8 protein-coding genes are annotated in these 14567 nt (G+C 56.7%); 5 read left to right on the top strand and 3 right to left on the bottom strand.

Annotated elements, in window-relative coordinates; genetic code table 11:
• The first annotated feature begins 2 nt into the window (after positions 1-2).
• From AC1DXK_RS06900 to AC1DXK_RS06885, 4 genes are read left to right on the top strand one after another with little or no spacing between them, the layout of a single operon-like run.
• Positions 3-3032 carry a type I restriction endonuclease subunit R gene (locus tag AC1DXK_RS06900; RefSeq protein ID WP_477297269.1) on the top strand — a complete coding sequence of 1010 codons (3030 nt, stop codon included), beginning with the start codon at positions 3-5 and terminating at the stop codon, positions 3030-3032.
• The gene (locus AC1DXK_RS06895) at positions 3022-4317 is read left to right on the top strand and encodes a restriction endonuclease subunit S (RefSeq protein WP_477297268.1); all 1296 of its coding nucleotides are present in this window, start codon (positions 3022-3024) and stop codon (positions 4315-4317) included. The genes AC1DXK_RS06900 and AC1DXK_RS06895 overlap by 11 nt, the downstream gene beginning before the upstream one ends.
• Complete coding sequence (locus AC1DXK_RS06890) at positions 4314-5537, top strand: AAA family ATPase (protein WP_477297266.1); 1224 nt, start codon at positions 4314-4316, stop codon at positions 5535-5537. Before AC1DXK_RS06895 ends, AC1DXK_RS06890 begins: the two co-directional genes overlap by 4 nt.
• Positions 5534-7174, top strand: a complete 1641-nt coding sequence (locus tag AC1DXK_RS06885) for a type I restriction-modification system subunit M (protein WP_477297265.1) — start codon at positions 5534-5536, stop codon at positions 7172-7174. Before AC1DXK_RS06890 ends, AC1DXK_RS06885 begins: the two co-directional genes overlap by 4 nt.
• Positions 7175-7381: 207 nt before the next feature.
• On the opposite strand, the gene AC1DXK_RS06880 is transcribed toward AC1DXK_RS06885, so the two are convergent.
• The 3 genes from AC1DXK_RS06880 to AC1DXK_RS06870 all read right to left on the bottom strand — a co-directional run bounded on the left by AC1DXK_RS06880 (position 7382) and on the right by AC1DXK_RS06870 (position 12365).
• Positions 7382-8230, bottom strand: a complete 849-nt coding sequence (locus tag AC1DXK_RS06880; protein ID WP_477297263.1) for a DEAD/DEAH box helicase family protein — start codon at positions 8228-8230, stop codon at positions 7382-7384.
• Between the two features lie 275 nt (positions 8231-8505).
• On the bottom strand, positions 8506-9798 hold the full coding sequence (locus AC1DXK_RS06875; protein WP_477297261.1) for an McrC family protein: 1293 nt from the start codon (positions 9796-9798) through the stop codon (positions 8506-8508).
• On the bottom strand, positions 9795-12365 hold the full coding sequence (locus AC1DXK_RS06870) for an AAA family ATPase (protein ID WP_477297260.1): 2571 nt from the start codon (positions 12363-12365) through the stop codon (positions 9795-9797). The genes AC1DXK_RS06875 and AC1DXK_RS06870 overlap by 4 nt, the downstream gene beginning before the upstream one ends.
• Before the next feature lie 1734 nt (positions 12366-14099).
• Between AC1DXK_RS06870 and AC1DXK_RS06865 the strand changes: the two genes are divergently transcribed.
• Positions 14100-14558, top strand: coding sequence for a hypothetical protein (locus AC1DXK_RS06865; protein ID WP_477297258.1), 459 nt, complete (start codon positions 14100-14102; stop codon positions 14556-14558).
• Positions 14559-14567: the final 9 nt, after the last annotated feature.

Genomic DNA, 14567 nt, shown 5'->3' with positions numbered 1-14567 from the left:
TGATGACAACTAACAAACCCGAACGCGATCTAGAGGAGGCCTTGGTCTCAAAGCTAAAGGACCTCAAGTACGAACATCGCCCCGATATTCGAAATCGTGCGGCGCTGGAGCACAACTTCCGGAAGAAGTTCGAGAGCCTAAACCAGGTCACCCTCACCGACGGCGAATTTCAGAGGCTAGTAGACGAAATTGTCACCCCTGACGTTTTCACCGCTGCCCGAACACTTCGCGAGCGCAACAGCTTTACACGTGATGATGGGACACCGTTTAACTACACGCTCGTCAACATCAAGGACTGGTGCAAGAACACCTTCGAGGTAGTCAACCAACTTCGCATCAACACGGACAATAGCCATCATCGGTATGACGTCATTCTTCTGATTAACGGCGTTCCGGTAGTTCAGATCGAGCTCAAAACCCTCGGCATAAGCCCACGTCGTGCAATGGAGCAGATTGTAGATTACAAGAACGACCCCGGAAACGGCTATACAAAGACAATCTTGTGCTTTCTTCAGCTTTTCATTGTCAGCAACCGAGATAGGACATTCTACTTCGCGAACAACAATGCGCGCCACTTCGCCTTCAATGCCGAGGAGCGTTTCCTGCCGGTCTACGAGTTCGCCGACGTAGACAATAAAAAGATTGTTTATCTCGATAGCTTCGCCGAGACCTTTCTCGTCAAGTGTACGCTTGGCCAGACCATCAGCCGTTATATGGTCCTGGTCGCGGGCGAGCAGAAGCTTCTGATGATGCGGCCGTACCAGGTTTACGCAGTGAAGGCGATTGTCGACTCCATCGCGCAAGACTGCGGTAATGGCTACATATGGCACACTACCGGCAGCGGCAAGACGCTGACTTCGTTTAAGGCGTCAACGCTGCTGAAGGACAATCCGGATATTGAGAAATGCCTCTTCGTCGTGGACCGAAAGGACCTCGATCGGCAGACGCGCGAGGAGTTCAACAAGTTCCAGGAAGGTTGCGTCGAGGAAAATACCAACACGGCGTCCCTTGTTCGCCGCCTGGTTTCAGATGACTACTCCGACAAGGTAATCGTCTGTACGATTCAGAAGCTCGGCCTCGCGCTCGACGAGAACAGCAAGCGCAACAAGCAGCAGAAGAAGGATGGCAAGAAATCCTTCAAGGAACAGCTTGAGACCCTTCGCGACAAACGGATCGCCTTTATCTTCGACGAATGCCATCGGTCACAGTTCGGCGAAAACCACAGAGCGATTAAGGAATTCTTCCCACGGGCGCAGCTCTTCGGTTTTACCGGAACACCCATCTTCGATCAGAATGCTGCCCAGCAGAAGATCGAAGATGCGCAGGCCAGCATGAAGACGACGGAAGACCTCTTCCAGCAGCGTCTCCATACCTATACCATCACCCATGCCATCGAAGATGGAAACGTCCTTCGCTTTCATGTCGACTACTTTAAACCGCAGGGCAAATCGCAGCCGAAGCCGGGCGAGCCGCTGGCCAAGCGCGCGATCGTCGAAGCGATCCTGACCAAACATGACGCAGCAACCGGTCAGCGCCGGTTCAACGCTTTGCTCGCCACGTCGTCAATCAATGACGCCATCGAATATCACGCGCTATTTAGGCTCATGCAGGCTGAGAAGCTCGCCGCCGATTCCAATTTTCAGCCACTGAACATCGCCTGCGTTTTCTCGCCTCCTGCCGAGGGCGATCCTGATGTGAAGCAGATCCAGGAAGACCTGCCGACAGAAAAAGAGGACAACGCTGTCGAGCCAGAGAAGAAGAAGGAGGCCCTTAAGGCCATCCTTGCGGACTACAACGCCCACTACGGAACCAACCATACGATCGGGGACTTTGACTTATATTATCAGGACGTTCAGAAGCGCATTAAAGACCAGCAATGGCCTGATGCCGACCTGCGCAAGGCTTACCCCAATCAGCCGCACCACAAGATCGACATCACAATCGTGGTAGACATGCTGCTCACCGGTTTTGACTCGAAGTTTCTGAACACCCTATACGTTGATAAGAATCTGAAGCATCACGGTCTGATACAGGCCTTCTCGCGCACCAATCGTGTGCTGAACGCCACCAAGCCCTATGGCAATATCCTCGACTTCCGCCAACAGCAAGCCGCTGTCGATACAGCCATTGCCCTCTTCTCAGGCGAGGCCGCCGCCGAGAAGGCCCGAGAGATCTGGCTTGTCGACAAAGCTCCCGTGGTCATTCAGAAACTCGAAGACGCGGTGCAGAAGCTTGATGCCTTCATGAAGTCCCAGGGGCTCGATTATGCGCCCGAGGCCGTGCCCAACCTGAAGGGCGACGCCGCTCGCGCGGCCTTCATCGAGCATTTCAAGGAGGTCCAGCGACTCAAGACCCAGCTTGACCAGTATACTGACCTGACCCCCGAAAACACCGCGGCGATTGAGCAGGTTCTGCCGCGCGACAACCTCCTCGGCTTCCGCGGCGCCTACCTGGAAACCGCCCAGCGCCTTCGTACCCAGCAGGGCAAAGGCGTGGATAAGCCGACACAGGAAGTTGACCAGCTAGATTTCGAGTTCGTCCTCTTTGCCTCGGCCGTCATCGACTATGACTACATCATGGGTCTGATCGCTCGCTATTCCGAGGCGACTCCCGGCAAGCAGAAGATGAGCCGTGAGCAGCTAATCGGCCTCATCCAGTCCGATGCCAAGTTCATGGACCAGCGAGAGGATATCGCCGCCTACATCGCCACGCTGAAGGCGGGCGAAGGTCTGAGCGAGAAGGCCATCCGCGAGGGCTATAGCCGCTTCAAGGCCGAGAAGAATGCGGCGGAACTAGCGGGCATCGCGGGCAAGCACGGGCTGGCCACCAACGCGCTTCACCACTTCATTGACGGCATCCTACAACGGATGATCTTCGATGGCGAGGCGCTGACCGACCTGATGGAACCCCTTGGCCTCAACTGGAAAGCGCGGCGGGTAAAGGAGCTGGACCTGATGGCTGATCTAATACCGCTGCTGCTGAAGCGCGCTGGTGGCCGCGAAATCTCGGGGTTGAGCGCCTATGAGCAGTAAGGTGAAATTGTCTGTTGCGAAGGGCGGTCTAACTGCATTGGTGCCAAAACGACGCTTTCCGGAATTTCGTGAGGCAGGACCGTGGGAGAGTGTTCCTCTTGGCTCTGTTGCGTTGATCAGCACCAAGAAGGTCGGGGATAATACTAGCGTGCCGATGAGCATCACTTCTGGTGTCGGCCTTGTAAGCCAGATGGAGAAGTTTGGGCGGGTAATTGCTGGGAGCTCATATAAGAACTATCTGCTCATAGAAAAGAATGACTTTGCCTACAACAAAAGCGCGACAAAGGAATACCCGGAAGGATTTATTGCGCTTTACAGTGGCGAAGAGATCGCTTCGGTCCCCAACAGTATATTCACGTGCTTCCGCGTAAAGGAAAATGTGATATCTCCGGTCTACTTGAACTATCTGTTTCTCCAAAATTTACATGGGCGATGGCTGCGAAAGTTTGTTGAAGTTGGTGCCCGCGCTCATGGCTCACTAAGCATTGGCGACCGGGATCTACTGGCCTTGCCTGTACCGATCCCCAGCGGGACTTTCTCGCTTCAAGAACAACACAAGATCGCCGACTGCCTTGCTTCTACGGAGGCGCTGATTGAGGCGCAGGCGCGGAAAGTGGTGGCGCTGAAGGCTCACAAAAGGGGGCTGATGCAACAGCTTTTTCCTCTAGAAGGGGAAACTCAACCACGACTTCGTTTCTCCGAATTTCGGGATCAAGGCGATTGGAAAGAAGTGCCGCTGGCCAAATTCATCGAGGAGTTTCGCGAGCAATCGACTGCTCAAGATGAATATGAAGTTATGACTTCTGCTCGAAGCGGCCTAGTGAGGCAGCGGGAATATTATGACAATGATCGTATCACCGAGAGGAATAATATCGGCTTCAATGTAATCCCTCCGAATTATGTGACTTATCGAAGTCGAAGTGACGACCGACGCTTCTATTTTAACGAAAACAACCTCGGCACAACTGGAATAGTGAGCGTTTACTATCCTGTATTCCGGATTTTGCACGGGTCGAACAAGTTTTTTATTGAGCTTTTTTCGGCTTTCTCGAGATTTATAGGGATGTTCAGTGTTGGAACTTCGCAAACAGTTCTGTCACTTAATCAACTAAAAAAAATTAAACTTCCGGTTCCAGGCGACGCAGAACAACAGCGGATCGCCGATTGTCTCACCTCCATCGACGAGCTTATCGCCGCCGAGAGCGTCAAGCTCGCCACCCTCAAGACCCACAAGAAGGGGCTGATGCAACAGCTTTTCCCACACGTCGGGCAGGCTGACGCATGAGCACATATAAGAATCTGAAATCCTTGGTCGCTCGGCTTCGTGATGATTTGAATAATCCGACGGGTCCGGCCTCTTTGGTGTTGATCTATGCTTACAATCGCACCGGGAAGACACGCCTGTCGATGGAATTCAAGGACGCGGGGAAGCGCAAGAACAAGAAGAATCCAACCGGCACTCCCGACACGCTCTATTTCAACGCCTTCACCGAGGATCTGTTCGTCTGGGAAAACGACCTTGAGGGCGACAGCGTGCGCCAGCTTCAATTGAACGAAAAATCGTCTTTCTTCAGTGCTATGACGGAACTTGCGTTGGACGAGACTATTGCCCGCTACCTTTATCGCTACGCCGACTTCGATTTTGACTTCACCTACAAGAACGTTGAGCAGGGCAATGAAACTATCTCCAGGCCTGATTTCGTAAGCTTTCGAAAGGGCGAACATACCAACATCAAGATCTCAAGGGGCGAGCAAAACATCTTCATCTGGTGCATCTTCATGGCAATCTGCGAACGGATGCTGGATGGGCATGAATCTTATCAGGGGAAGAAGTATCTTTACATCGATGACCCGATCTCGTCGCTGGACGACAACAACGCCATTACCGTCGCCTGTGACTTAGCCAAGCTCCTGCGTTGGGCGGCCACGCGAAAGAATGCCGATGGTGCAACATCCCCTATCAAGGTAATCTTCTCTTCGCATCACGCGTTGTTCTTCAACGTCATGTGCAACGAAGTGGGCAGAAAGATAGATGACGCGCCGTCGATCGAACATCGGCGCTATTTTTTGCATCGTCCGGGCAGCGACGGCACCTATACTCTTCAGAATACACAAGACACCCCCTTCTTTCACCACGTCGCTACGTTGGCTGAGTTGCAGCGTGCGGCCGATCTCGATAAAGGCAAGCTCTACACGTTCCACTTTAACGCCCTGCGCAGTGTAATGGAGAAAACTGCCTCGTTCTTCGGGCACCCGAGCATTGCCTTTTGCCTGAAGGCGCTCGACAACGCTGAAGACAGGGCGCTGTTTAACCGTGCACTCAACCTTCTGAGCCACGGCGCCTATGCCATCCATGAACCTACAGAGATGGGGGAGGACAACAAAAAACTTTTCCGCCGTATCCTGCGCGACTTCATCACGCGGTTCGAGTTTGCCCTGCCGGGAATTGTTCCTGCCCACACTGCAACCCTAGCGCCTGCCCCTGAGGAAGTTCCTGCACAATGAAAGACCAAAACCAAAAGCAACTGGGCAAAACGCTCTGGAACATCGCCGATACGCTTCGTGGTGCGATGAATGCGGACGATTTCCGCGATTATATGCTGTCGTTCCTCTTTCTGCGCTACCTCTCTGACAATTACGAGATGGCCGCGAAGAAGGAGCTCGGGCGCGACTACCCAGATCCCAATGCGATCGGCAACGGCGGGCGCTCACCTCTTTCTGTTTGGTATGCGGAGAACCCCGATGATGTTGGTGCTTTTGAAAAGCAGATGCGACTCAAGGCGCATTACCTGATCAAACCGGAACACCTCTGGACCAGCATCGCCCATATGGCACGCACCCAGAACGATGAACTACTGAACACGCTGCAGGCGGGCTTCAAATATATCGAAAACGAGTCGTTCCAGAGCACGTTCGGCGGCCTGTTCTCGGAAATCAATCTCGCCTCTGACAAGCTCGGCCGGACGTACGGTGAGCGCAACGCTAAACTCTGCGCCATCATCACTGAGATTGCCAAAGGGCTCGCCGACTTTTCCTCGGATGTGGATGCGCTCGGTGACGCTTACGAATATCTGATTGGCCAATTCGCCGCTGGTTCGGGGAAGAAGGCGGGTGAGTTCTATACCCCGCAGCAGGTGTCAGACATCCTTTCCGCTATCGTGACACTCGACAGCCAGGAGCCCGCAACCGGTAAGAGAGAGCGGCTCGCCAGCCTGCTCGATTTCGCGTGCGGCTCTGGCTCGCTGCTACTGAATGTGCGCAAGCGCATGGGGACGCATGGTATCGGTCGAATATACGGACAGGAAAAAAACATCACCACTTACAACCTCGCCCGCATGAACATGCTGCTGCACGGGGTGAAAGACACGGAATTCGAAATCTACCACGGCGATACTCTCACTAATGATTGGGACATCCTCCGGGAGTTGAACCCCGCCAAAAAGCCCTCCTTCGATGCGATCGTTGCAAATCCGCCCTTCAGCTTGCGCTGGGAGCCAACCGAGGCAATGGGCGACGATGTGCGGTTCAAAAACTATGGGCTGGCGCCCAAGTCAGCCGCGGATTTCGCCTTTCTGCTACACGGTTTCCACTATCTAAAGGATGAGGGTGTGATGGCCATCATCCTCCCTCACGGGGTACTATTTAGGGGCGGGGCGGAAGAGCGCATTCGCACCAAGCTGCTGAAGGATGGTCACATCGACACTGTCATAGGCCTACCAGCGAACCTGTTCTATTCAACAGGAATCCCGGTCTGCATCATTGTTTTGAAGAAGTGCAAAAAGCCGGACGACGTGCTTTTCATCAACGCGGCGGAGCACTTTTTGAAGGATAAGCGGCAGAACAAATTAGGAGATGGCAAGAATGGGACGCCGGATCATATCGGCAAGATTATCTCTACTTACCAATTCCGTACGGAAGAGGACTGCTATTCCAAGCGCGTAAGTATGGATCGAATTGCTGAGGAAGGCTTCAACCTCAACATATCTCGCTACATCAGCACTGCTCTGGGTGCGGAAGAAATTGAGCTGTCGGCCACTCAAGCCGAGCTAGTCGAAATCCAAAAGCAGATTGGGGAGGCAACTTCTAGGCACAACGCCTTCTTGAGGCAACTCGGGCTTTCTGTTCTGCCCGGGGGCGAATGAGCACAGGTGTGTCCGAATGGCCCCAAACGGACTCAGTGCGGACACGAGCAGAAGCCCCATGTGACTTAGGTAAGAGTATGCTCGCGTTATGCCACTAAGATTTTTCTCGCGCATCTCTCAAGAACTCCTCCGTATCTAGGCGCATCCAAAAATTCAGGCACCTTAACGACAAAAAATCCCCAGTCTCGCGCATCCAGCAAAGCTGCTTCACCACCTGTCGCGCGTCGGATATCCTCGGCCTGAAGGAAGGCGGCGTGCATGTTCCACGAGGTTATCACCCGAGCCGTTCACCTGGTTGGAGTTCACATTGAAGCCGGGCACCATCACCGAGGTTTTTCCGGAGCGGTGCTCGATTTCCTTGAGCGGGTCGCTGTCTGGCAAACCGCGATAGAGCGTGTGCGCAACGGCTTTCTTCCAGATACGCGCTATCTCACGCCCATGTCGCGTCTCGATCTGAGCCGCCTCGTTCTGAAACACGCCGAGGAAGTTGATCCCGCCCTGGCGGTAAAGTGTCAGCACTTCATAGAAATTTGAAACGTAGAGCTGGCCCCATTCCTCGCCGACGACGAGCGCGCGCAGCGGTCCGAGCGCTTCGGCAAAGCGTTCAATGACGGCAGCGGTCATCGCACCCACGAAGGTGCGGCTGGTCTCGGACCGCGCCGAGCCGTTGATGAAGAGGGCGGTGCACTTTCGCTTCATATCGGCAGGTTCGAACGAGTTGCAGCTCGTGATCTCACGCGCCGCCATGCCGGGCTGGAAACCTTGCAGCCGCTCGATGATGAGCGACGCATAGGCATTCCACTGATCGGGCGAGACGGTGAGCCCGGCGATCAGGCGGCACATCCCAGCCTCATCCCCCATGTGCCGGTCCGCCGCCCACATCATGAGGTCTTCGGCGATCTCGCCGCGCGGACGGCCCGAAAAATCCCACGAGCCGCCGGGCGAGCAGGACCAGCGATCGGACGGGCAGAGAGCGGTCACCTTGTTGTAGAGCGTGAACATCGTCCGAACGCCCTGACCGACCCAGCGGTTCTTCGACTCCGGGTCCTGCGGCACCAGAAAGCTCGCGGCGTCGTAGGCTGCTTCGCCAACAATGCCGCGCAGGGCAGGGGTTGCAAGTGATGGGTGAGGCCGCAGTGTATGCCGATCCTCACTCGGAGCGCGACTTGCTCCCTCTCAGGGAACGCTCTGAGTGCGTGATGCAGACCTGTGTTACGTATGCGCTACGCAAGCCATCAGCCGCAGGCCGGATTTCCCGTTTAAATATCCAGAGAACATCGATAATTTAAATCCATAGCAGATCATTACAAATCAGATGCTGGCGCGCTCTGTTAGTGGCAGCTCTCTAGAGCCGCTACCAGTGGGCCGACGATGGCGCGCAAACTGTCACTAGTAGATCCACGGGCGGATAGATCGACCGTGGCCGCAATAAGCTGGTCCTGGCTGTACGACACGCGGTGTCGGCTTTGAATGCCAGCCTCCGAGGCAAGACCATCGTGGTGCGGGTAGACAAGCAGAAGCCGGTCGCATTGATAAAGCCGGCCGTAGGCCATCATTTGGTAGATGTCGGCCTGGGACATCCCCTGTTTCGGATCTTCGATGTGAGACGCGAGGCGCTTCCACTTGGTGTCTAGCACGACGGTGATCTCATTGCCGCGCTTTACTAGAATGTCAGGGCGGGTCTGGAAGCGTCGCGCGCCACTGTTCAAGTCCGTCAGGCAGTGAAGCCGCCCGCCTTGTGCAATGATGGTGCACCCGCTCTTGGACAACGCGCGGGCGAGCAGGCGGGCAATATAGACCTCGAAGAGGTCGTTCATCGCAAACAGCAACGAGAAGCCCGTCCCGGAGCCGGCCGAGGTGGTTTGGAAGCGGCCCTGGAGCAGGAGGCGCGCCAAGGCAAGGAGATGCCGCCATCGAGCGTTGGTTCGATCGAGAACGACGGCATCGAAGCGCAGGGTGCTCACCGGCACGGCCGCAATGTCAGCATAGGCAAACGCGAGCTCCTGCAGGTTCCGTCGAGTCGCGGGACCGCGTGCGAGGCTGGAGAGCCTCATAACGGCTGACTTCATGATCCTGTTGATGACAATGTCCGGCGACAGCTCGTCGAAACGGCAGGCCAGCACCTGCGGGCTCGCGGCAAGCCGCGTGAACTGGCGATTGACGTCGAGGCGTCCGCGCAGCAGCGCGAGATCATCCTCCCGCCCGACATAGCGGCGCGGCATACCCCGGCGAAGGGCGTCGGCCAGCATGCCGGCGAAAAGGCGGATCAGGATTTCAAGCAGGTCCTCGCGCTGCCAGTCGAGTTCTGTCAGCGTGCCCGCTGCGACGTCGAGATCATGTGTCACGGCCAGCATGTGCACGAGCTGGCGCCGGATCCCACCCTGGTCGAGCCCGTCGATCTTTGGCAAAATCTCAAGCGCGGAACCCGCGGCTGCGAGCACGCCCACAGTTCCGGCGGCCCGCAGCTCGGTGCGCCCGAGCGTCAGGATACCGCTCCCGTCGGCGCCCCCGTGGGGGAGGGCGCGAGCGGCAACCGCAAGTTGATCTGCAGCCCAAACGGGGATCCTGTCCTCGCCATCGCCATAGGCGAGACTGCCCCATTCGGGGAGTGTTCGCCGAATCACGGAAGAACCGGATAAGCGGCGTCGGCGAAGGCTGACTTGACGGCCCAGCGCCAGCGCTCCTCGGCGGCGTCGCCGGTTAGCCCCGAAGGCACTTGGAGGGCGCTACGCTCCAGAAAGCGCCCCTCGCCCTCGGAATCGCCAAGCACGATCGCCACCTTGGCCCAGTCCTCGTAAAAATACTCGGCGAGAAGCGGAATTACTCGGTGTCGCATTGCGTCGTCCACGTCGGCGCGGCTTGCGCAAGGCATGAAATAGGCGTGACCAATCTGGTGCTCCCGGTCAAAGAGATATTCGATGCGGGCATTCAACGTCGTGAGCCATGTCACAAGGTCGATGCCGCAGCGCTCGCTCGCCGCTGCCAGAAGGCCGGGCTGGGGCATCAGCTCAAGAAACGTGAAGCGGCGGCGCAGCGCCGTGTCGAGAAGCGCGATCGAGCGATCGGCTGTGTTCATGGTGCCGACGATGTGGAGATTGTCGGGCACTCCGAAACTGTCGCCCGACGCTGGGAGGCGAACCGTGATCTCCCCTGATCGCCCCAGGCGCTTGTCAGGCTCGATGAGAGTGATCAGCTCACCAAATACCTTAGAGATGTTGGCGCGGTTGATCTCGTCGACGACGAGGACGAACTGGTCGGGAGCCGCGGCGGGAGCTCCGGCAATCTCGCCGGGCAGGAGCCGGGCGAGGGCCTCGCGCTTGAGGTGCTCATTGGCAAGCTGGTAGCAGGAAGCCTGAGAGAACTGCTTGCCGTAGATCTCCTCGACGGGAAGCGACTCTTTGAGCACAAGACGCCACTGCACAGGCCTGACATGGCTGTAGTCGCGCGCGTCCGTCGGCTCGTAGCGATAAGGTCCAACTACCTCACCGATAGCTCGGAAGCGAGAGTTACCCTCTGACACGACGACGAGGTCGCCCTCTTGCATGGTGCGAAAGCACCAGACCTGAGCGATATTGCCAGAGTTGCCCGAAGTACCCGGCTCGATCTGATTCCAGCGGTCGTACACCGCTTTGTAGTTTTCATATTTTGGGTCCGACCAGTCCTCCTTTCCGCCCCAGCCCAGGACCGCATAGCTGCCGGCGATAGCGGCGTCATAGATGTGATCCTCGCTCCCTGCACGGCCGAGAGACATCTTGTAGACGCGTCGCCCGGAGAGATCGAAGGAAGTTGTGTGAGGGCCCTTTTGACGGGCCTGCTCGGCTAGAGCCGCAATTTCGCGGAAGATGCCGCGGCGCGGTTCGAGGCGAAAGCCCGGACCGTCGTCGCTGGATCCGCTTACAGGTCTCAGTCCCTCAACGAAATCCTCGTACGAGTAAGACTGATGGAACGTTACGAAGCGAATTTGCCCAGCCTCTTCAAGCTTGCGATAGCGGGCCATAGTCTCTTCGCGTGTGGCCGGGAGCGTGCCGCCGCACAATCGTACGGCCTCTGTCGCCGTCTGAAAGGTCTTGCCGGTGCCGGGTGGGCCGTAGAGGATGAGATTGGTCGGTTCCGCTCCTCGAAGGCGATGGGAGGCGGCCACAGTGTCTGTCTCAGCCGGCCGACCATCCGCGACAGTACCGTCGAGAGGCGCTAGCCAAGTCTCGTCAAGGGCGACCCAAGCGAAGCCCTGAACGTCGAGGAGGTCTCGTGGGGCCCACTCCCATTTTTCCTCCATCACCTTCCGGATCTTTCCGAGGAGCGCTAGCCATGCCTCGACTTGGCGCCGGTCGTAGGTCGCGCCGACGAAGATCGGATCTCCTGTCAGGCGTTTGGCGAGTGCCTGGGCCTTGCTGATCTTGAACGGAGCCAACTCTTTGGGGCGCACGAACCCTGTCACAGTGAGCACGATGCCGAGGATTTCGCCGAGGGTCAGTTTTGACGCTCCTTCAGCGCGTAAGCCTTCAAGGCGCTCCGCAGCCTGCGCCACGGCGTCGAGTACTGGCGCCTGGCTTCGCGTCAGTCGGCCGATTTCAGTATAGAAAGGCACGGCGAGCTGCGGAGTTTGCTTCTCAATCGCGTCTCTCGTTTGCCATCTCAGAAGCGGGCCTTTGTTTGGCATCAGTGCGGTATAAACCTGCTTTCCAACGATTTCATCACTGTTATCATTGTCCAACACCGCGGAGATCTGTAATAAAATCGAATCTTTATACGCACGTTCGATTTCGAAATAATCACCGTCACGCTGATTAAAATTGACAAAATCAGGAACCTTATCGAGGAAATCGTCTCGCAAAGCCTCTAGCGCTGACCAGTCGGATCGTCGGATCTGGCCGGCTTCCTCTTCACGAAACCGGCGATACTGGCCGAGCCACGATCGGTAGCCAGGTAGACGCCCGCTCGGCTGGGTGGCTTGCGGCATGAGAATTTCGAAGCGGCGGCCGCCTGCGCGAGCATCAGCCTGCAGCGCGGAGATCGCCTGCCGCAGCCCATCGAGGCGATCGGCATCGTAAGCGTCATCGATCGTCGGGTAGGAACTGCCGAGCTGTGCCAGTCTCCGCTCGACGGCGTTGACGGAATAGACCCCAGTCGCAACCGTGTTTGACGTAAGACCTCGGCTCAGCAGCCAAGCGCGAAATTCTTCTTTTTTCACGAACAGACTCTCTCTTGACGCGGTTTAGATGTATCGCGCTGGCCCTGAACAAAAAAATGGCGTTCTTCCGCCTTCGGATCTCCGCCTTTTCATCACCACTCAGCCTAATGGAAGGCAGATATTAGATCTAGCCATGAATATTTGCGTTCAGATGGATTACTACGCCTAGTCTCGAGCACATAAAACTCAGGTTGACCTGACCGTCGATAGGCATTTTTTTCGGCAAAATAATTGCTGGAGCATCCTCGAGGTCGGCTATCTGCGCAGAAGATATCGAGAGTTCGGCTTGGCTGAAAAAAAGTGCGAGGCGGACATTCCGCGCGCGCCCCTTCAATTCGATTATGAATCCATCGCCGTAAACAGCGGGGGCTCGACTCAAAGTCCACGCCTCAAGTGAATTCCCGGCCCTGTCCCGGAGGTGAAATCGGTATGTCCCTCTCGTTGCCGCAGGTATTTGCTCGTCCTTAGTATCGGCGCTGATAAAGCAGCCATGCTTGGGCCAAGGCCATCCGACATCATCAAAAAAAACCCGACCGTTATGCGGACTCCTGTAGAAAAACACTGGCTTATTACATTTTGGGCATCGAGCATTGGGGTTCAGGTAGCTATCAATTTCACTGAAACGCGTTCTGATATGGTCAAGCCCGTCCGAATCATACCCCGAACTACAGCCACCACTTACATGTAGCGGGCGCAACGATCCATTCATCCACCTAAATTCGATTTCGCCCCCGCAGCGGTGACACGTGCTCATCTAAAAAAATTCTCCTTCGAATATCTTACGGGATGGTCACGTTAAAGTATTATGCAACTCTTATATCTCTTGTCTTTGAAGGCCGAGTTCCGACGTCAAGTGCCGCCGTGGCTCGGTCTGGTTGCATCGCGATAAAGACCTAAAAATTACCATTCGGTCCTTGACGAGTCGAGGCTATAGCACGCCGCTCGGTGTTCGGATCACGTTCCGGATCACAGGTTAAGCGTTGGTGAGGAAGGCACCCAGTGAGCGTTTTTGCAGACGCCCACCTGCTTCCCATCAGTTCGACAGTGCCGAGGAGCCTTGAAGCGGCCAACAAGGAGAGTCGCTTTGAGGTATACTTACCCATTGAACGCTCCTCAAGCAGCATGGCGAGGAGCACCTTAGCGGCAATTGCAGGTCCCGCCGCCCCTTGCCGTCGTCACGAGAGCCTGGCGCTACGATTAAGGGCAATCGGACCTGCCCGAGTGTGGGGCTTCCGTACATGCACGAGACGGCGCTTGGAAGGGCGACAGCGGCGATCAGGCGCTAGATGTAGTCACCGCACGGCGAGAGCGCTTCCGGCCTTCTGAGCCGCGCTCTCGCAATTTTAGCTATGGGCGCGGGTCATCTAGCTGCAGAGTCTCAAGCCATGTATCGATTCGCCCGAAGACCCGGGCCTGAACGCGGATCAGGCGGGCAGTCAGCCGAGCGTGGGTTGCCGCGTGCATGCCCTTCCGACGCGAAGGAAGGTGGCTGAGTGCACCGTTCGGCGGAGCCTCACCCGCGATGCGCGCATAGAGGCGGCAAACCCGAGCGATGTCATTGTTTCCCTGCGTCCCGTGCTCGACGGCGTAGCGAAGCCCGTGAGCCTCGCGAGAAAGGAAGCGATCTCCGTTTTGGGGCAGGAAGAGCCGGCAGGCCCGAGCACCGGTCTGCGGGCAAATGAAGTACCATTGCCGGCCGCCGTAGGGCGCGCGCGCAGCAGACATTAAGCTGACATGCTGCTTTATCGTCAGCCCGTGTCGCAGATTGAATTTGATAGTCAGCGCGCCGCATTCGTGATCGTGAACATGGCACGTGAGGTCGACCTCACCCGCGGGCGACTGAGACAGATGGCGAAAGACTGGCAACACGCCGTCGACTGCCTCGCCCGGCACCATGAAGCCCCCGCGCTTAATGGCCTTCAGATCAAGGCAGGCGGCATTCTCAATCAGAATGTGCCGTTTCGTTCGAGGTCGCGGCATCGCATTCCCCAAATCCAAGGTCAGAATTACCTCGATGAGCCCGAGGGCGCGCTCCGGTTGCCGGCGGCGCAACGGTTGCAACAGTTAGCTGCACCGGACCGGCCTGCAGCGCCCGCTACGGTCGCATGGTTTCTAGCCATCTTCCTCGAAGAGAGACAGCCTACCGCTGCAACCGCGGCGACCGTTGCGAGGCTAATAAAATCAGCAACATAGCGTCGCAAC

It is taken from the genome of Methylobacterium sp. P3_A11 (assembly GCF_056403155.1).
Note: the sequence above shows the minus strand (reverse complement) of the source record. Positions and strands in the feature narration are given on the sequence as shown.